Here is a 17,907-nt window from a genome sequence, read left to right as displayed (position 1 = left end):
ACCCACCGGGGAATTTCTGTCCGCTTGGACTTCGCACCGCCCTAAAATGAGGGTAGAACTGCACTATTTTAAGAGCCGCAAAAAAGAACGCTTCCCCCTTCTCCTGTCACTAATGCCCCTTTCCCGACAAGCTTTTTCGCAAAAAAAGCCAATCAAAATTGGGTATGTCAACTAGAAAGAGGGAGACTGGCGCGAAAGAGCTTCCCTCCTGCAAGCGCCCTGTGCATCCACTCCAAAAGTCAGAGAAGAGGGTTCCCCGTCCACTCTCCTCCCTTTGCAGCTGTCCTCCATCCCAGCCACAAACCGTCCTATTGGCTTTGCTCCTGGGGAAAGACCTGACAGATGGCCTTTTCCCAAAAGACCACCCCGTCCAGGTGGTCCAGCTCATGGCAGAGACACTTGGCCAGCGCCCCCTCCCCTTCGATGGAGATGGGGGTTCCCTCCCGGTCGAGCGCCTCTACTCGCACCCGCTGGGGGCGAATGGTCTTTCCCCACCAGCCGGGGTTACTCAGGCAGCCCTCCACGCACTCCTGCGCCCCCTCCGCCGCAACTAGGCGGGGGTTCACCAAAAATAGCGGCTGTTCAAGGCCCGACTCCTCCCAGGGGAGGATCACCACCAGCCGCCGCAACACCCCCACCTGAGGGGCGGCTATCCCTGCGCCGCCCACCTGCCGCAGCGTCTCCTCCATGTCCTCCAGCAGTTGCCGAACCCGCCCGTCGATCTCCCCTACCTCCCGGCAGGGCTTTTTGAGCAGTGGGTCCCCCTTCTTCCTGATTTCACGCAAAGCTATGTTGGCGCCTCCCTCTCTCCTTTACAGCAGCACTTCTCTCTTCCTCTGCTGTCTCTTCGCCCCCGTGCGGCTGCTCTCGGCACGGCTCTTGCGGGGGCTCTCTGCAAACAAAAAGACCTCTTCGATGGGCAGGCCAAACACCCGCGCAATGTCGTGCGCCAACCAGATGGAGGGCTCGTACCGCCCCGCCTCCAGGGCGCTGATGGTCTGGCGGGAAACCCCCACCCGCTCTCCCAGCGCCTGCTGGGAAAGGCCCTTCTCCCGCCGCAGCAGGCGGATGCGATTCTTCAACGCGCTCCCTCCTCTGTCAAGTCGACTTTCCTTTACAGTACCAGTCCGGTCCACAACTGTCAAGTCAACTTTCCTATTCGCACAGCAAAAGGCCCTCGGACCCGAGGGGGTCCGGGGGCCTTTTCTCACTCTTTTTCCGCCAAGCCGACAATCAGGTCCACACAGGTGTCCAGGCCCAGGGCGCCGCTGTCCAGGCAGAGGTGGTAGTTCTGCGACATCCCCCACTCCTGGCCGGTGTAATACTTGTAGTAGGTGCGGCGCTTCTTGTCCTTTTCCTCCAAGCGCTTGGCGGGCTTCTTCTCACTCTCGCCATAGAGGCGGACGATCCGGTCCGCCCGCACCTCCGGGGCGGCGTGGACAAAGACGTGCAGGCAGTCCTGCCGCTCCCGCAAGATGTAGTCGGCGCAGCGGCCCACAAAGACACAGGGCCCCTTCTCGGCCAGCTCCCGGATCACCCGGTGCTGCACCGCCCAGAGAAAGTCGTCCACCGACAGGCCGTTTAACCCTACCTGGCCGCCCCGGGCCGAGAAGGCACAGGCCAGCCAACTGGAGCCGGGGGCGTCCTCCCCCTTCTGCTCCACATACCCCTCGTCCAGGCCGGTCTCGGTCGCCACCTGTTTGACCAGCTCCTTGTCGTAACAGGGAACACCCAGGCGCTGGGCCACCTCTTTGCCGATGGTCCTGCCGCCGCTGCCGAACTCTCTGCTGATGGTGATGATCTGTCTGCGCATGTTGCCACGCTCCTTTCGGGCCGGACAGCCGGCCTCTATCCTCATTATACCAAAACGCCGCCGTCCTGGGTAAAAAAATCCTCTGCAAAACAGAAAAAACTGCCCCCTTACAGGAGGGGGACAGGCACAAAAAAGCCGCCCCTCTGACCGTGACCGGCGCGGCCAACAGAGGCGACTTGGGAGCGGACAGCTCCTGCCAAGGGCAGGAGACAGTCAGGATGTTTTACAGGCTCATCCCCAACTCAATGGCGCGGAAGTTGGGTTCGACCAGGTGCTGCTTGCGGGCGGGGACGCTCTTCTCGATCCCCTTCTTCACCGCCTCGAGGGAGGCAAAGCCGCACTCTTTGAGCACCTTGCCCAGGAGGATGATGTTGGCCAGCCCCTGCAGGTCGTTCTCCTCGGCCAGGCGGGTGGCCTCGACATAGCAGGTCTTGACCCCTTCGATCTCCTCCCGGTCGCCGATGAGGGTGGCGTCGACGACCGCCACCCCGCCGGGCTGGACCTTGTGGATGAACTTGTCGTAGGAGGGCTTGTTCATCACCAGCAGGGCGTCGGGGTTGAGGATCAGGGGGGAGCAGATGGGGTCGTCGCTGATGCAGACCGAGCAGTTGGCGGTGCCGCCCCGCATCTCGGGGCCGTAGGAGGGCAGCCAAGAGACCTCCTTGCCGTCCATCAGGCCGGAGTAGGCCGCCACCTTGCCCGCAAAGAGGATGCCCTGGCCGCCGAAGCCGGCCAGCAGGATGTTTTGGGTCATACTACTTCTCCTCCTTCTGCGCGTCTTTGTCCTTGTAGACCCCCAGCGGGTAGTAGGGGATCATGTTGTCCCGCAGCCACTGCATGGCCTCGATCGGGGTGAGGCCCCAGTTGGTGGGGCAGGTGGAGAGGACTTCGACGATCGAGAAGCCCTTGTGGTCCAGCTGGTTTTGGAAGGCCTTCTGAATGGCCTTTTTGGCCTCTTTCACGTGGGGGACGCTGTCCACCGTGACCCGCTGGGCCAGGGCGACCCCGTCGAGGGTGGAGAGCATCTCGCACATGCGGATGGGGAAACCGGCGGTGGCGGTGTCCCGCCCGTAGGGGGTGGTCTGGGTGATCTGCCCCGGCAGGGTGGTGGGGGCCATCTGCCCGCCGGTCATGCCGTAGATACAGTTGTTGACAAAGATGACGGTGATGTTCTCGCCCCGGGTGGCGGCGTGCACCGTCTCGGCGGTGCCGATGGCGGCCAGGTCGCCGTCGCCCTGGTAGGTGAAGACCACGCTGTCGGGGAGGGCCCGGCGCAGCCCGGTGGCCACTGCGGGGGCGCGGCCGTGGGCGGCCTCGACCATGTCGCAGGCAAAGTAGTTGTACGCCATGACCGCGCAGCCCACCGGCGCGACGCCGATGGTCCTGCCCTCGATGCCCAGCTCGTCGATGGCCTCCGCCACCAGCCGGTGGATGATGCCGTGGGTGCAGCCGGGGCAGTAGTGGAGCACTGCGTCGGTCAGGGCCTTGGGTTTTTCAAAGACGATTGCCATTACCGGTCACCTCCTGCCATTTTTTCAATTTCGCCCAGCACCTCTGCCGGGGTGGGGATGACGCCGCCGGTGCGCCCGAAGAAGGAGACCGGCACCTTCCCGTTGACGGCCAGGCGGACGTCGTCGACCATCTGCCCCATGCTCATCTCCACGCAGAGGAAGCCCTTGCAGCCCTCGGCTGCGGCGGCGATCTCCTCGGTGGGGAAGGGCCAGACGGTGATGGGGCGGATGCAGCCGATCTTCAGCCCCTTCTCGCGGGCGGCCTTGACGGCGGCCTTGGCAATGCGGGCGGTGGCGCCGTAGGCGACCACGATGTAGTCGGCATCCTCGGTGTTCTCACACTCCACCAGCACCTCGTTTTGCTTGACCTGCTCGTAGCGGGCAAACCGGTCGACCACCAGCTGCTCCAGCTCGTCGGCCTGCAGGTAGAGGGAGTTGACGATGTTGTGGGGGCGCTTGTTCTGGTGGCCGTTTGTGGCCCAGGACTTGTCGGCCTGGATGGGGGTGTAGTCCTCGGGGAAGCTCACCGGCTCCATCATCTGGCCCAGCATCCCGTCGGCCAGCATCATGGCGGGCATCCGGTACTTGTCGGCCAGGTCAAAGGCCTGGAAGGTCAGGTCCACCATCTCCTGCACGGTGGAGGGGGCAAAGACGATGTTCTGAAAGTCGCCGTGGCCGGAGGCGCGGGTGGCCTGCCAATAGTCCGCCTGAGAGGGCTGGATGCCCCCCAGACCGGGGCCGCCGCGCATGACGTTGATGATGAGGCAGGGCAGGTCGCTGCCGGCTATGTAGGAGATCCCCTCGCTCTTGAGGCTGATGCCGGGGGAGGAGGAGGAGGTCATGGCCCGCACCCCGGCGGAGGCGGCGCCCAGCACCATGTTGATGGCCGCGATCTCGCTCTCGGCCTGCAGGTAGGTGCCGCCGATCTTCGGCATCCTCTTGGCCATGTAGGCCGACACCTCGGTCTGGGGGGTGATGGGGTAGCCGAAGAAGTGGCGGCAGCCGGCGCGGATGGCCGCCTCCGCCAGGGCTTCGTTGCCCTTCATTAACACTCTGTCTGTCATATTGCCGTATCCCTACCTTTCTACCGTGATGGCGCAGTCGGGGCACATGGTGGCGCACATGGCGCAGCCGATGCAGGCCTCGGGTTCAAAGCACTCCGCCGGGTGATACCCTTTTTTGTTGAGCCGGTCTTTGGCCAGCCGGACAATCTTTTTGGGGCAGTTGGCGGTGCAGAGACCGCAGCCCTTGCAGATGTCCTCGTTCACTGTGATTTTGGGCATGATTTCCCTCCTCATATCTCATTGCCAATTGGGTTTGCGTGTACTCGCCGCCGCTACTCCTGCCCCTGGCGGGGCAGCTCTTTTTGCCAGGGCTGACGAACCAAGATCTTCACCGGGAAGGGGGCGGGCAGCCGCCCCTTCAGCGCGGGGTAGAGCTCCTCGCGCACCAGGGTGCAGCGCACCGGCAGGCCGGTCTGGGCGGCCAGCTCCCCGGCGTAGGGGAGGCTGTCGAGAATGGTCTCCTCCCCCGTCTCAAAGCCCAGGTTGGAGGCGTTGACCAGGCCGGTGACCGGCAGCCGGGAAGCCGTCTCAATCTCGCGGATGATCGCCAGCGACTCCTCCGGTGAGCGGGTCAGGTAGCGGTAGCAGTTGAAGACACTCAGGTGCTCGTACCCCCCCTCTTTGAAAAGGGCCGAATAGCGGCCCATGGCCGCCGCCCCTGCGTCGTCCCCCCCCACGTCGAAGAGGGCGTAGCCCTCGTCGTCGCAGAAGACCGACTGCACCTGGGCCCCCAGGGCGGGGATGTCCAGGTTGGAGTTGGCGTAGGTGGGGGAGATGATGTCGATGCCCACCCGCGCGAACTCGTCCTTGAAGTCGGTGGTGCGGAAATATGGGTTGACCACATCCAGGTCCACCACCGTCACCTTTTTGCCCTCTCTGGCCATGGCGAAGGCCAGGTTGGCCACAAAGTTTGTCTTGCCGCTGCCGTAATGGCCGGTGACCGCGATCCTCTTGTGCTGAAATTCGATACCAGCTCACCGCCTTTCTTCGCTTTAAAGCGATGACGTGTTCCAAAATAAATCCAGCCCGCGCACGCGCAGCAGGTGGATGTAAGAATTATTATATCATTTTTGCCGGTACACCACAAATGCGAAACCGTGGTAATTTCGGGCATAAACGGCAAAAGAGAAAGGAATTATTTGGACAAACTGTCGAAATGCAGGCAGTTGCAGGGACCTTCCCTCCCCCTTGGACAGCAAAAAGGGGGAAAGGAGAAAGCGGGCCCTCTCTCCCTTGGGAAAGGTTTCCGCCCACTCCCCTACTGGACGCCCACCCCCTTGTCCTCTCTGCTCGGCAGGGACAGAAGGGGGGCGACCGCCGCCTGAACGCGCCCCAATAGACAAAAAGCGCGCGCCCGGCAGGGGTAGCCGGGCGCGCACTCTTTCTTTTTCATACCGTGCACCGTCAGTGGGAAGTCTGGCGGTGCGGATGGGGAAATCAAACAGTACCAGTGGGCGCGAGAAGGGGGATGTTAGGCGTGGACGCCGCCGCTCTTTTTCATGGAGAGGGACATCCGGTCGGCGATCATGGCAATGAACTCGGAGTTGGTGGGCTTGCCGCGCAGGGCGTTGACGGTGTAGCCGAAGTAACTGTTGAGCACCTCGATGTCGCCCCGATCCCAGGCCACCTCGATGGCGTGGCGGATGGCCCGCTCCACCCGGGAGGCAGTGGTGCCGTGCATCCTGGCCACCGTGGGGTAGAGCATCTTGGTGACCGAACCCAGCATCTCGCTGTTTTGGATGCACAGGGAGATGGCGTCGCGGATGTAGTGGTAGCCCTTGATGTGGGCGGGGACGCCGATCAGGTGCAGCGTTTCGGTGATGGCGATCTCCAAATCGGTCTGGCTCATGGGGACCACCGTCTCGCCGGCAGGCTCCTCCACCTTGCCCAGCAGGGTCGCCACCCGCTTGGCCAGCACCTCAAAATCAAAGGGCTGAATGGCGTAGTAGCTGGCGCCGGCCTGCATGAGGGCGGACTCGATATTGTAGTTGTCAAATCCCAGCATGGCCACATAGACAGGGGTGATCCCCTTTTCGCGGGTCTGGGTCATCACCTCAATGGCGTCCAGGTTCGCCATGAAGGCGTTCAGGATCACCACCGCCGGTTTCTGTTTGCAGATGGCCTCCATGCAGAGGTTGCCGTCGCTGGCGATGGTGGTGACTGCATAGCCGTGCTTCTTCAGCACCTCGGCGCAGGGCTCCCCAAACTCCGCGCTGTTGTCAGCCACCAATACCTTGACCTTTGTGTTCATTGTCAATCTCCTCCTGATACAATAAAATTTGCTTTTCCCTTATCAATTTCACATCACATATCTATATTTTACCAGTTTCTGTAAGATTGTCAATGGGTTTATCTGGGAAATTTTGTAATAAACATCAAAACAATCAAAAATAGCGGAAATTGGGGCAACATCCTCAGGAAACAGAGACGGTTTTGGTGGATTGCCACATATTTTCCGCGAAAATGCCGTAACCGCGGGTGGGGTCATTGACCAGCACATGGGTGACCGCCCCCACCAACTGGTTGTTCTGGATGATGGGGCTGCCGCTCATCCCCTGGACGATCCCGCCCGCCTTTTCCAGCAGTTCGCTATCGGTGACGCGGATGAGCAGGTTCTTGGTGCGCTCCCTGTCGTTGAGGTTGATTTTTTCGATGTCGATGTCGTAGAGTTTGGGGGTGTCTCCGTCCAGGGTGCAGAGGATCTGGGCCGCCCCCTCCTTGACCTCCTGCTTATAGGCCACCGGCATGGTGGTTCCCTGCGGGGCCTGGTGAAAGAGGCCGTAGACCCCGGTCTCGCCGTTCTGGCGGAGGGTACCCAGCGCCTTTTCGCTGGTGAAGAGGCCTTTGAGTTCGCCCGGGGTGCCGCTCTGCCCCTTCTGCACCCCGCTGATCCTGGCCGAGACGATCTCGCCGGTGGCCAGGGGCATGATGTCCTTGGTGTCCACATCGCTGATGCCGTGCCCCAGCCCGGCAAAAATCAGGTTGTCCCCGCTGCCGGCCACAAAGGTCATGGTGCCGATGCCCGCCGAAGAATCCCGCACCCAGACCCCCAACTTGTATCCCCCCTCGCTGGAGAGGGCGGGGGTGACGGTGGTGGAATAGCGGGAACCGCCCCGCATGTACTCACAGATCAGGGGCTGACCGGCCTTCGCCTGGGCGGTGATGTCGGTGTAGCTCTTGATCGGCTGGCCGCCCAGGGTGACGATGACGTCCCCCACCTGCAGCCCCGCCTCCTCCCCCGGGGTTTTGGCGCCGTCCTTGGTCTTGACCGGGGAGATGCCCACCACCACCGCCCCGTCGGTGTACATCTTCACCCCAAAGGGGCGGCCGGAGACGGTGACCACCGGCTTGTCCGCCACCGAGACATGGACATCCTTGACCGGGATAAGGCCAAAGAGGTTGACGTCGGTGAAGAAGTTTTGATTTCCGCCCACAGAGGCCGCCGCCTCCCGTGCCCGCTCGTCGGTGCCGGTGGCAAAGGAGAAGGGGGTGGCGCCGGAGAAGGAGACCGCATCGGCCGAGGAGACGTAGAACTGGTCGGGAAGGGTCTTTTGATAGTAGGCAACCGCTCCCAGCGAGGAGAGGGAGAAGGCCGCCCAGAGGGCCGCTGCCAGCCCGCATATTTTTTGAATCTGTTTTTTCAACGCAAATCGCCTGCCTTTACCTCCTTACTGTTTGCCCGCCCACCTGCAATTATAAAAGGAAAAAATTCGCGGCGGTGGGGGCAGAAGCGGCAAAGCCGCCTCCCATCAGTCTAGCGGCGCACAGTCGATTTTTTTGTAAAATACTGGTCAAAAAGAAGGGGAAGACAGGGGACTTGTCACCTGCCCGGCGGAGGGCGATGGGTGGAGATAGGGGTGGGCGCCAGAGCGACAAGCGCATTTTTGCCTCTCAATAGGCGGGGAGCGGCGGGCGAGAGGGAGCGGATAAAGGAATGGGCGACAGCCCAACCATTGCATGGTGAGGGCAAATACAGCCGCTCTCCTCTCTATGGTACAGACAGAAAAGCAAGTGATAAGACGGCAATCGCGTTTTTACACCCCAATGGGGAGAGCGCACAAGCGGGAAGCCACAAACGATGCTGCCTCTCTCTGCCACTGTGCGGATAAAAAATGAGCAACAGGGGGGCATTCGCATTTTGCACCCCAATAGGCAGAGGGCAGTGGACAGGAAGGGTAAACTTTAGACTCACTTCCCCTTTTCATTGTGCAGACAAAAGAATAGGCGAAGGGCAGCAATTGCGCTTTTACGCCTCTATGAACCGGAAGCGTCAGGCCGAAAGGAGCGGGCAATACACATTCCCTCCTCTGCGGTACAAGCAAAGGAGTGGACGATAGGTTTTTGCACCCCGATGAACAGGGAGCGGCAGGCGTGACAGGGGAAGGGCCCGAATGCCTCCCTTTCACGGTGCAAGCAAAAAGACAGAGAACCGTGCGGCAATCGCGTCCTTGTACTGCAATGGACTGGAGCACAGGCAGAAAGGGGCGGACAGCACACCCGCCCCCTTCCTTTTATAGGGTGGGCCAAGGGACGGCAGCAGGGCAACCATTGCGCTTTTGCACCCCAGGGGATAAGAGGCGGCGGGTGGAAAAGGGGGGGTAACACGACCTTCTCCCCCTCCCTTTCCCAAGTGCAGACAAAAAACTAGGCAACAGCACAACACCTGCCATTTTCCCACCCCGATAGACGGGGAATGGCGGACTGGAAAGGCGTGAACGGCCCCCGCCTCCCCCTTCCACACTAGAGAAAAGCGCCCCGGAGGGAGCCGTTCAGGCTCGCTCCAGGGCGCTTTTTCAAAAGGGGTGGATTACTCCCCTTCGCTCTCTTTCAGGGCATCGGCCTCTTCGGTGGAGTAGACCACGTTGTTCTCGCTGGAAGAGAAGCCGTAGTCGTCATCCCGCTCCTCCCGCTTGGGGCTGTCCAGCAGGGCGCGGATGGACAGGCTGACCCGCTTGCGGTCGATGTCGGCCTCGGTGATCTTCACCTCGACCTCCTGTCCGACCTGCAGGGCGTCGGCCGCCTTCTCGACCCGCTCGTTGGAGATCTGGCTGATGTGGATCAGGCCGTCCACCCCGTCGATGATCCGGGCAAAGGCGCCAAAGGAGGTGATGGAGACGATCTGTACCTTGATGACGTCGCCGACATGGTAGTCTCTCTGGAAGATGACCCAGGGGTTGTCCTCGGTCTTCTTGTAGCCCAGGGAGATCTTCTTGTTCTCAAAGTCCACGTCCTTGACGTAGACCTCGACGGTGTCGCCGACCTTGACCACCTCGCTGGGGTGCTTGATGCGCTTCCAGCTCAGCTCGCTGATGTGGACCATGCCGTCCACACCGCCCAGGTCGATGAAGGCGCCGTAGGAAGTCAGGCTCTTGACGGTGCCGGTGTAGTGCTTGCCGATTTCAACGGACTGCCAGAAGGCCTCGGCAACGGCCTTGTTGCGCTCGGCCAGAACGGCTTTGATGGAACCGATGGCGCGGGCCCGGCGCTCGTTGATCTCAATGACCTTGAATTCGGCCTCGGTGCCCTTGAGGGCGTTGAGGTCGTCGTTGCGGCGGAGGGTCGCCAGGGAGGCGGGGACGAACACCTTGATGCCGTAGCAGCTGACCAGCACGCCGCCTTTGATGACGTCGGTGACGGTGCCGGTGAGGATGGCGTCCTCCTCCTGGGCCTTGACGATCTTGTCGAAGCCCTCGATGGCGTCGTAGCGCTTTTTGGACAGCTGGACGGTGCCTTCCTGATCGTTGACCCGCAAAACGATCACGTTGATCTCATCGCCTTTTTTGACGATGTCGTCCGCCGACGCGTTGGGATCGTTGGTGAGCTCGCTCAGGGCGACAAAACCGGTGTGCTTGGTGCCAATATCGACGGTCACCTCATTGGGGGCGATGCTGGTGACTACGCCCTTGAGGCGCTGGCCGGTATATATTGGCTTGAGGCTCTCCTCCAGTGCTTCTTCAAAGCTGAAGTCTTCGCCTTGAACGTCGTTTTGCAGTTCACTCATTGTATGTAGTACCTCCTTGATTATACACGCCGGAGTCGAAGCACCAGCGGTAACTCCTATTATTTTAGCATACAAACCGCGCTGTTGCAACAGTTCATCCGCAGTTTCTACCAGGATTGTGGGGCAATTTTTTTCGCAAACCTCCCGCAATTTGGCGGTGTTGGAGCTTTTTCGGTCCCCCACCACCACCATCAGCCCGCTCTTCTTGGAGAGGGCCTCGGCTTCCTGCTGCCGGCTGGCCGTGGCCGAGCAGATGGTGGAGAAGACCGAGAGGCCGGGAAAAAGGGCCTCGGCCTCGGCCACCGCCTCTTTCCAGAGGGCCACGTTGAAGGTGGTCTGGCTGACCATCGACACCGGGCGGCCGGAGAAGTCCCCCTCCTTTGCCAGGCGGCGCAGCTCCTCGGCGGTGGAGAAGACCCGCACCTCGCCGGGGCAGTGGCCGACGATCCCCACCACCTCGGGGTGATCGGGGTCCCCGGCGACCAAGACCAGGTCCCCCGCCTCCGAGCGCTCCCTCACGATCTGATGGATCTTTGCCACAAAGGGGCAGGTGGCGTCCACCCAGTCGATCCCCGCCGCCTCGATCTGCGCATAGACCGAGGAGGGGACCCCGTGGGAGCGGATGACCAGGGTCTCCCCCTCCCCCACCTCGGCGGGGGAAGTGACCGTGCGCACCCCGCGGCGCTCCAGGTCGGCCACCAGATGGGTGTTGTGGATGATGGGCCCCAGGGTGCACACCCGCTTCCCCTGTTCCAGCAGGTCATAGACCTGTTTGACCGCCCGGTCCACCCCAAAGCAAAAACCCGCGGTCTTCGCCAAAATCACCGGCATGACAATTCCTCCAGCAGGGCCGCCATCCGCTCGGTGAGCAGGGCCTTGGCCCCCTTGAGCTGGGAGGCGGCCTTCATGTCGGTCAGCCCCAGCTCCTCATTGTGGATGAGGGCGCCGTAACGCACATAGACGGGGGCAAAGGGGTGCATCCCCTTGGGGGCGCAGATGGCCACCGGCAGGATGTCGGCCCCGGTCTGGGCCGAGACCACGATGGCCCCCGACTTGAGCTTGAGCAGCTTGCCGGTCTTGGAGCGGGTCCCCTCGGGAAAGACGCCGAGGATCTTCCCCTCCTTCACCACCTCTTTGGCCCGGTCCAGGGCGGAGGTGTCCCCTTTGCCCCGGTCCACCGGGAAGGCCCCCAGGGCCCGCAGCAGCCGGCCGGTGAAGCGGCCCTTAAAGAGCTCGATCTTGGCCATGTAGCAGATCTGCTGGCGCACCGGCAGGGCCACAAAGATGGGGTCCAGGTCGCTGATGTGGTTGGAGCAGAAGACGTAGCCGCCCTGGGGGGGCAGGTTCTCCCGCCCCTCGTAATGCACCCGGTAGAGGGCGCGAAAAATCACGTTGACCACCCCGTGGGCAAAGCGGTAAAAACTCATAGCCGGTCCCCCAGACGCTGGCGGATGAGGGCGCAGACCGCGTCCACGCTCTCCGCCAAATTCAGCTCGCTGGTGTCCACCAGCACCGCGTCCGCAGCCTGTTTGAGGGGGGCGGCCTCCCGGTGGCTGTCGTCGTAGTCGCGCTGCTGGATGTCCCGCAGCACCTCCTCATAGGGCATGGGGCTCCCCTTCTCCTCCAGCTCCTTGCAGCGGCGCTGGGCCCGGGCCTCGGGGGAGGCGGTGAGGAAGATCTTCAAATCGGCGTCGGGCAGCACCACGGTGCCGATGTCCCGCCCGTCCATGATGACGCTGTTCTTGCGGGCCAGGGAGCGCTGGGTCTCCATCAGGAAATCCCGCACCTCCTGCACCGCCGAGACCTGAGAGGCAGCCTTGCTCACCTGGGGGGAGCGGATGAAGTCGCTCACGTCCTCACCGCCGACAAAGACCCGCTGCTGGCCCTCGACAAAGCGCAGGTCCACCTGCAGCCCCGGCAGCAGGGCCTTGATGGCCGCGGTGTCGGTCAGGTCGGCCCCCACCTGCAGGCCGTGATAGCCGATGGCCCGGTAGAGGGCCCCGGTGTCCACGTAGATGAAGTGCAGCGCCCCGGCCGCCGTGCGGGCGATGGTGCTCTTGCCCGCGCCGGCGGGCCCGTCAATGGCAATGGATAACATATCTGTTCGTCCTCCTCGAAATCGGTGGTAATGGCGCCCCCTCCGGGGCAAAAGCCGCCCCGGAGGGCGGCCGGTAGAAAAAGGGAAAGGGTCACCTGGGCTGGGCCAGGATGTCCCGGGCCGCGGCCACGGCGGTGGAAAAGGCGATCTGCAAGTTGAAGCCGCCGGTGTAGCCGTCCACGTCCAGCACCTCGCCCACAAAATAGGCGCCTGGGCAGCGCTTGGACTGGCAGGAGCCGGGGTCCACCTCCCGCACCGAGACGCCGCCGCGGGTGACGATCCCCTCGGCTGCGGGGCGGAAGCCGGAGACGGTGAGGGGCAGGTCCTTCATCACCCGCACCATCTCCCCCCGCTCGGCCTGGGTGAGCTGGTTGACCTTCTTCTCGCCGGGGATGCCGGTGAGGGCCACATAGCTGCCGATGAGCTTTTGCGGCAGCAGTTTGCCCAGGGCGTTTTGCAGGTTTTTGTTCCGGTACTCCTCAAAGTCCCGCAGCAGCCGGCGGTCCAGCGCCTCGCGGGTGAGCCCGGGCTTCAGGTCGATGTGCAGCCGGTAGCGCCCGGGCGCGTCCTCCATGTGGCAGGAGGCGGAGAGGACCAGCGGCCCCGAGACCCCGAAGTGGGTGAAGAGCATCTCCCCCAGCTCGCTGAAGACCGGGCGCCTCTTCCCCACCTCCTCCACCGTGAGGGTGACGTTTTTCAGGGAGAGGCCCTGGCAGTTTTTGCACCACTGTTCGCCGCAGCGCAGGGGCACCAGGGAGGGCCCCGGCGGGGTGACGGTGTGGCCCAGCTGACGGGCGAAGCGGTAGCCGTCGCCGGTGCTGCCGGTCTGCGGATAGGAGAGGCCGCCGGTGGCCACCACCACCCGGTGGGCGGAGACGGCGCCCCCCTCTTTGAGGGACAGCGAGAAGGGCGCGCCGGGGGCGACTGCCTCCACCTCGCCCTGGCGAAATTCCACCCCCTGGGCCCGGCACCAGTTGGTCAGGGCGTCCACCACGTCGCCGGCCCGGTCGCTCTGGGGGAAGACCCGGTCCCCCCGCTCGGTCTTGAGGGGGACCCCCAGCCCCTCAAAAAAGGCCATGGTGTCCTGCGGGGTGAAGCCGTAGAGGGCCGAGTAGAGAAAGCGGGGGTTGCGGGGGACGTTTCGCAGAAAGTCCTCCACCTCGCAGTTGTTGGTCAGGTTGCACCGGCCCTTGCCGGTGATGCGCAGCTTTTTGCCGGGCTGGTCGTTCTTTTCCAGCAGGAGGACCGGCAGTCCCCCCTGCCCGAGCAGTCCGGCCGCCATCAGCCCCGCAGGGCCGCCGCCGATCACCGCGGCGCTGTACACTCTCTCCATCTCCACTCCTCACACCTCGCCGATATTCTCGTAGACCTGGTCCTCGTTCCACATGGTCTCCAGCTTGCCCAGGGTGGCAAACACCTCGGTCTGCTTGCGCTGGCCCAGGGCCACGATCAGGGCGTTGATGAGGCTGAGAGGGGCCACCAGCGAGTCCACAAAGGAAATCATCTCGCTCTTGGCGTAGAGGACGGTGTCGGCCATGGCGGCGATGGGGGACTTTTCGCTGTCGGTGATGGAGATGACCTTGGCCCCACTCTTGGCCGCACAGGTCAACGCCCGCACCGTCTTTTTGGAGTAGCGGGGGAAGCTGATGCCCAGGATCACGTCCCCCTCGCCGATGCGGACGATCTGCTCAAAGACATCGGAGCCCTTGTCCTCGCTGACGAGGTGGACGTTTTCAAAGATCATGTTGAAGTAGTAGGCGGTGAAGGAGGAGAGGGAGGAGGCCCCCCGCATCCCCACGATGTAGATGCGCCGGGCCTCCAGCAGGGTCTCGACGGCGCGATTGAAGTCCTCGCTGGAGACGGCCTGCTCAGTCTTGCGGACGGTGGCGATGTCCAGCTCCAGCACCCGGGAGAGGACGTCCCGGTCGCCGATCTGTTCGGAGGTGACCCGCATCCGCTGCACGGCGCTGAGGTTTCTCTTGATGAGCTCTTTGAGGGAGCGCTGGAACTGGGGGTAGCCCTCAAAGCCCACCTCCATGGCAAAGCGGACCACGGTGGACTCGCTGACCCCCACCTCCCGCCCCAGCTTGGAGGCGGTCATAAAGGCGGCCTTGTCGTAGTTTTCAAAGATGTAGCGGGCAATCTTCTTCTGCCCCTTGGAAAACTGGCCCATCTTCTCCTCGATGGTGTGTAGCAAACTGCTCAAAATCCTCTCCCTGCCTCTCTGCCCCGCGCCGGCCACAAAAAAGGCGGGCGTCCGCGCATGGGCGTCTGCCACTCGGCGTATAATGGAATGGACGCCGCTGGGAAAGCGGCTGTTTTTTACCGAATTTGTCAACACTATCAGTGTATCGTTGCGGGGCCAAAATTGCAAGGAATTTTTGCCCCTTCTCCCCCTTTTTTGCAGGAAATGATGGCAGCTTCTTGCAAAATGCCGTCCGTGCCGGGGCGAACTCCCAAAAATGGCGGCAAAACCGGCAAAGGCGTGGATTTTGCAGGGGAAATGTGGTATATTCTATGGGAACTCATCGCCCATCCTATTTCGCGGGGGCCTGCGCCCCCATCCCTGAGACTATATTCGAGGTGTGCGCAACATGGCAGTTATCTACGAGGACTTGCTCAAGGGCAAACAGCACGTTCATTTCATCGGCATCGGCGGGTCGGGGATGTTCCCCCTCGCTCAGATCCTGCACGACAAGGGCTATTTCATCACCGGCTCGGACAACAACGAGACCGACACCCTTGCCCTGGTGCGGGGGCTGGGGATCCCGGTGCACCTGGGCCACGACCCCAAAAACATCGAGGGGGCCGACTTGGTGGTCTACACCGCGGCCATCATGAAGGACAATCCCGAGCTGCTGGCGGCCAAGGCCTCCAACGCCACCGTCATCGAGCGCTCGGTGCTGCTGGGGGTCATCTCCCGCCAGTATCCAAACGCCGTCTGCATCTGCGGCACCCACGGCAAGACCACCTCCACCGCCATGCTCACCCAGCTGCTGCTGGACTGCGGGGCCGACCCCACGGCGGTCATCGGCGGCAAGCTGCGCAGCATCGGCGGCAACGGCCGGGTGGGGAAGAGCGAGACCTTCGTCTGCGAGTCCTGCGAGTACGTGGACACCTTTTTAAAGCTCAGCCCCGACGTCTCGGTGGTCCTCAACATCGACCGGGACCACCTGGAGTACTTCAAAAATCTCGAGAACATCATCCGCTCCTTCAACGCCTTCAACAAGATGGCCAGCAAGATGGTCATCGTCAACGGGGACGACGAGAACTCTATGAGATCCCTGGACGGGGTGACGGTGCCCATCCTCACCTTCGGCACCAAGGAGGGGCTCGACTACACCGCCGAGAACATTGCCGTGGAGCGGGGGGTCTTTTACCAGTACGACCTCTGCCACCGGGAAGAGACCCTCTGCCGGATCCGACTGGGGGTGCCGGGGCGGCACAACGTCCTCAACTCCCTGGCCGTCTGTGTGGCGGCGCTGCAGTGCGGGGTCACCCCCGCCCAGCTGGAGGAGCACCTGCCCCACTTCGGCGGGGCGGGCCGCCGGTTTGAGTTTTTGGGGGAGGTGAACGGCTTCACCGTGGCCGACGACTACGCCCACCACCCCGCCGAGCTGGAGGCGACCCTCAAGGTGGCCACCCAGATGGGCTACAACAAGGTGTGGGCGGTCTTTCAGCCCTTCACCTTCTCCCGCACCTCGATCCTGCTGGACGACTTCGCGCGGGTCCTGCAGATCGCCGACCGGGCGGTGATCACCGCCATCATGGGCGCGAGGGAGATCAACACCTACGGCATCCACGCCAAGGACCTGGCCGACAAGGTGCCCGGCAGCGTGCAGTTGGACACCTTCCCCGAGGTGGCCGACTACCTGCTGGCACACGTGGAGCCGGGCGACCTGGTGCTCACCCTGGGCTGCGGCGACGTCTACAAGATCGACAAGTTGCTGCTGGGAGAGAAAAAGAACTGACAGAGGGCACCCGGCAGCAGCTGCCGGGCGCCTTTTTTTGCTGGGAGGGAGGAATTTTGATGGAGAGAAAGCCCACCGGCACCGTCTACCTGCTCTGCGGCAAGACCGGCAGCGGCAAGAGCACCTTTGCCCGGACCTGGCAGGCCGAGCGGGGGGCCGCCCTGCTCTCGGCGGACGAGCTGATGCTCGCCCTCTTCCCCGAATACCTGGGGGAGGCCCACCGGGCGGTCTGGGAGCGGTGCCGCGCCTACCTGCTGGCGAGGGCGGAGGAGATCGCCCTGGCCGGGGCGGATGTGCTGCTGGACTTTGGCTTTTGGAGCGCGGCGGAGCGGGCCGAGACCCGGGCCCGGTTCGCCGAGGCGGGGGTGCCGGTCAAGCTGCTCCTCTTCACCGCCCCCGCCGACCTGCGCGCCCGGCGGCTGGCGCGGCGAAATGCCGACGCCCAGGGGCGGGAATACTGCATCGACCCCGCGATGCAGGCCCTCTTCGACAGCCGCTTCGAGCCCCTCGCCGAGGGAGAGGCCGACTGGGTGATCCGCCCCGGCGACAAGCTGCCCGACTGCATCGGATAAAGGGAGAGGAAGGCCCGGCAGAAACATCTGCCGGGCCTTCCTCTCTGGCTGCCTCCCCCCACCGGGAGGGGCAAAAAAAGCGCCCGGAAAGCAGCCTCTGCAGCGCCTTCCGGGCCTCTCTCTGTTTTTGACATTTCATTTTGCTGGGTCAAGGGCCCCCGTCACTGGGTGGGCAGGGTGGTGACCCCCACGTAGTGAAAGCCCCCGTCCCCGGTCCCCTCGATGGAGATGCGCCGCCGTCGCAGGAGGGACCCCCGCTCGCCGTCCACCGTCCGCTCGTAGACACTCACCGAAAGGCTCATCAGCGACCCGCCCACCTGCCAGTCGTCCAGCGCAAACAGGTATTCGCGGGGAACGGGGCGGTAGATGAGGGCGTAGCTCTCCCGCTCGGGCAGGTAGCGCTCGCTCTCCCGCACCCACTGGGGCGGCACCCCAAAGTAGCGCTGGCAAACCCCCTCCACCTCGTCCTGGGGAAAGAGGTAGCCGGAGAGCTCGTCCGCCGACGCGGCCCCGTAGTTGTAATAGGGGCGATCCGGCGCCCGGTTGTCGGGGTAAAGGGGGAGATAGTAGCCCAGCACCACCAGAGTGTCGGGGGACAGTTGCTCCGCACTGGTCCAGTCGGGCGCCTCGGCCGCCAGCCAGCGGCAGCGGTCCAGGTAGACGTCGATCACCTGGTTCTCGCTGAGATCGGCGGGAAAGTAGCTCTCCCCCGCCGGGACAGAACTGCTCTCCGCCCGGTTGGGGGCAGCGGGGGCACAGCCCACCAAAAGGGTACACAGCAGCACCATCGCCAATACCCGTCCCATCTGCTTCACAGAGGCCGCCCCCTTTCCGCCCAATTTCCCCCTCTAGTATAGTCGAAGGGCGGAAAAAGGAA

Annotated in this window: 18 protein-coding genes; 2 read left to right on the top strand and 16 right to left on the bottom strand. The window is 63.2% G+C overall.

The genetic code is table 11. From position 1 onward, the window contains the following. Positions 1-308 precede the first annotated feature (308 nt). The 15 genes from def to BN3266_RS07620 form a co-directional block, all read right to left on the bottom strand. The gene (gene def, locus BN3266_RS07690; protein WP_368013949.1) at positions 309-785 is read right to left on the bottom strand and encodes a peptide deformylase; all 477 of its coding nucleotides are present in this window, start codon (positions 783-785) and stop codon (positions 309-311) included. Positions 786-812: 27 nt separating this feature from the next. After that, positions 813-1,082, bottom strand: a complete 270-nt coding sequence (locus tag BN3266_RS07685) for a helix-turn-helix transcriptional regulator (protein ID WP_059004693.1) — start codon at positions 1,080-1,082, stop codon at positions 813-815. Positions 1,083-1,207: 125 nt separating this feature from the next. Then, complete coding sequence (locus BN3266_RS07680) at positions 1,208-1,813, bottom strand: cytidylate kinase-like family protein (protein WP_059004692.1); 606 nt, start codon at positions 1,811-1,813, stop codon at positions 1,208-1,210. 223 nt (positions 1,814-2,036) lie between these two features. Then, positions 2,037-2,567: a 2-oxoacid:ferredoxin oxidoreductase subunit gamma family protein gene (locus BN3266_RS07675; RefSeq protein WP_059004691.1), complete on the bottom strand. Its 531-nt coding sequence runs from the start codon at positions 2,565-2,567 to the stop codon at positions 2,037-2,039. Position 2,568: 1 nt separating this feature from the next. Further along, positions 2,569-3,324: a thiamine pyrophosphate-dependent enzyme gene (locus BN3266_RS07670; RefSeq protein WP_021660019.1), complete on the bottom strand. Its 756-nt coding sequence runs from the start codon at positions 3,322-3,324 to the stop codon at positions 2,569-2,571. Next, positions 3,324-4,388, bottom strand: a complete 1,065-nt coding sequence (locus BN3266_RS07665; RefSeq protein WP_021660020.1) for a 3-methyl-2-oxobutanoate dehydrogenase subunit VorB — start codon at positions 4,386-4,388, stop codon at positions 3,324-3,326. The genes BN3266_RS07670 and BN3266_RS07665 overlap by 1 nt, the downstream gene beginning before the upstream one ends. Positions 4,389-4,400: 12 nt before the next feature. Then, the gene (locus BN3266_RS07660) at positions 4,401-4,607 is read right to left on the bottom strand and encodes a 4Fe-4S dicluster domain-containing protein (RefSeq protein ID WP_044992901.1); all 207 of its coding nucleotides are present in this window, start codon (positions 4,605-4,607) and stop codon (positions 4,401-4,403) included. Between the two features lie 53 nt (positions 4,608-4,660). After that, the gene (locus BN3266_RS07655; RefSeq protein ID WP_052537665.1) at positions 4,661-5,335 is read right to left on the bottom strand and encodes a nucleotide-binding protein; all 675 of its coding nucleotides are present in this window, start codon (positions 5,333-5,335) and stop codon (positions 4,661-4,663) included. A gap of 524 nt (positions 5,336-5,859) precedes the next feature. Then, on the bottom strand, positions 5,860-6,639 hold the full coding sequence (spo0A, locus tag BN3266_RS07650) for a sporulation transcription factor Spo0A (RefSeq protein WP_059004690.1): 780 nt from the start codon (positions 6,637-6,639) through the stop codon (positions 5,860-5,862). Positions 6,640-6,802: 163 nt separating this feature from the next. Further along, complete coding sequence (spoIVB, locus tag BN3266_RS07645) at positions 6,803-8,032, bottom strand: SpoIVB peptidase (protein WP_059004689.1); 1,230 nt, start codon at positions 8,030-8,032, stop codon at positions 6,803-6,805. A gap of 1,163 nt (positions 8,033-9,195) precedes the next feature. Further along, positions 9,196-11,220, bottom strand: a complete 2,025-nt coding sequence (locus BN3266_RS07640; protein ID WP_059004688.1) for a bifunctional 4-hydroxy-3-methylbut-2-enyl diphosphate reductase/30S ribosomal protein S1 — start codon at positions 11,218-11,220, stop codon at positions 9,196-9,198. Beyond that, positions 11,211-11,816, bottom strand: a complete 606-nt coding sequence (locus BN3266_RS07635; RefSeq protein ID WP_059004687.1) for a lysophospholipid acyltransferase family protein — start codon at positions 11,814-11,816, stop codon at positions 11,211-11,213. Before BN3266_RS07635 ends, BN3266_RS07640 begins: the two co-directional genes overlap by 10 nt. Further along, entirely contained in the window at positions 11,813-12,487 is a 675-nt protein-coding gene (gene cmk, locus BN3266_RS07630; protein WP_059004686.1) for a (d)CMP kinase, read from the bottom strand. The genes BN3266_RS07635 and cmk overlap by 4 nt, the downstream gene beginning before the upstream one ends. Positions 12,488-12,578: 91 nt before the next feature. Further along, positions 12,579-13,820 (bottom strand): BaiN/RdsA family NAD(P)/FAD-dependent oxidoreductase, encoded by a 1,242-nt coding sequence (locus tag BN3266_RS07625; RefSeq protein WP_059005554.1) that lies wholly within the window; start codon positions 13,818-13,820, stop codon positions 12,579-12,581. Positions 13,821-13,829: 9 nt separating this feature from the next. After that, positions 13,830-14,693 (bottom strand): MurR/RpiR family transcriptional regulator, encoded by an 864-nt coding sequence (locus BN3266_RS07620; protein WP_073261153.1) that lies wholly within the window; start codon positions 14,691-14,693, stop codon positions 13,830-13,832. A gap of 388 nt (positions 14,694-15,081) precedes the next feature. Here BN3266_RS07620 and murC point away from each other — a divergent pair, with 388 nt between their 5' ends. Further along, the gene (gene murC, locus BN3266_RS07615; RefSeq protein WP_082671728.1) at positions 15,082-16,458 is read left to right on the top strand and encodes a UDP-N-acetylmuramate--L-alanine ligase; all 1,377 of its coding nucleotides are present in this window, start codon (positions 15,082-15,084) and stop codon (positions 16,456-16,458) included. A 59-nt stretch (positions 16,459-16,517) separates the two neighbouring features. Beyond that, entirely contained in the window at positions 16,518-17,030 is a 513-nt protein-coding gene (locus tag BN3266_RS07610; protein ID WP_059004685.1) for a P-loop nucleotide/nucleoside kinase family protein, read from the top strand. Positions 17,031-17,191: 161 nt separating this feature from the next. On the opposite strand, the gene BN3266_RS07605 is transcribed toward BN3266_RS07610, so the two are convergent. Next, complete coding sequence (locus tag BN3266_RS07605; protein ID WP_059004684.1) at positions 17,192-17,845, bottom strand: hypothetical protein; 654 nt, start codon at positions 17,843-17,845, stop codon at positions 17,192-17,194. Positions 17,846-17,907 lie beyond the last annotated feature (62 nt).

It is taken from the genome of Bittarella massiliensis (ex Durand et al. 2017) (assembly GCF_001486165.1).
In the GTDB taxonomy this organism is placed as follows: Bacteria; Bacillota; Clostridia; order Oscillospirales; family Ruminococcaceae; genus Bittarella; species Bittarella massiliensis.
The sequence above is the reverse complement of the archived record's forward strand: the minus strand, read 5'-3'. Positions and strand labels throughout refer to the sequence as shown.

Excerpts from the sequence above, each read along its gene's own strand:
- BN3266_RS07635 (WP_059004687.1), bottom strand. The coding sequence starts at position 11,816 with ATGAGTTTTTACCGCTTTGCCCACGGGGTGGTCAACGTGATTTTTCGC.
- BN3266_RS07675 (WP_059004691.1), bottom strand. The coding sequence starts at position 2,567 with ATGACCCAAAACATCCTGCTGGCCGGCTTCGGCGGCCAGGGCATCCTC.
- BN3266_RS07610 (WP_059004685.1), top strand. The coding sequence starts at position 16,518 with ATGGAGAGAAAGCCCACCGGCACCGTCTACCTGCTCTGCGGCAAGACC.
- BN3266_RS07680 (WP_059004692.1), bottom strand. The coding sequence starts at position 1,813 with ATGCGCAGACAGATCATCACCATCAGCAGAGAGTTCGGCAGCGGCGGC.
- BN3266_RS07625 (WP_059005554.1), bottom strand. The coding sequence starts at position 13,820 with ATGGAGAGAGTGTACAGCGCCGCGGTGATCGGCGGCGGCCCTGCGGGG.
- spo0A (WP_059004690.1), bottom strand. The coding sequence starts at position 6,639 with ATGAACACAAAGGTCAAGGTATTGGTGGCTGACAACAGCGCGGAGTTT.
- BN3266_RS07670 (WP_021660019.1), bottom strand. The coding sequence starts at position 3,324 with ATGGCAATCGTCTTTGAAAAACCCAAGGCCCTGACCGACGCAGTGCTC.
- BN3266_RS07660 (WP_044992901.1), bottom strand. The coding sequence starts at position 4,607 with ATGCCCAAAATCACAGTGAACGAGGACATCTGCAAGGGCTGCGGTCTC.
- BN3266_RS07640 (WP_059004688.1), bottom strand. The coding sequence starts at position 11,220 with ATGCCGGTGATTTTGGCGAAGACCGCGGGTTTTTGCTTTGGGGTGGAC.
- BN3266_RS07665 (WP_021660020.1), bottom strand. The coding sequence starts at position 4,388 with ATGACAGACAGAGTGTTAATGAAGGGCAACGAAGCCCTGGCGGAGGCG.
- cmk (WP_059004686.1), bottom strand. The coding sequence starts at position 12,487 with ATGTTATCCATTGCCATTGACGGGCCCGCCGGCGCGGGCAAGAGCACC.
- murC (WP_082671728.1), top strand. The coding sequence starts at position 15,082 with ATGGCAGTTATCTACGAGGACTTGCTCAAGGGCAAACAGCACGTTCAT.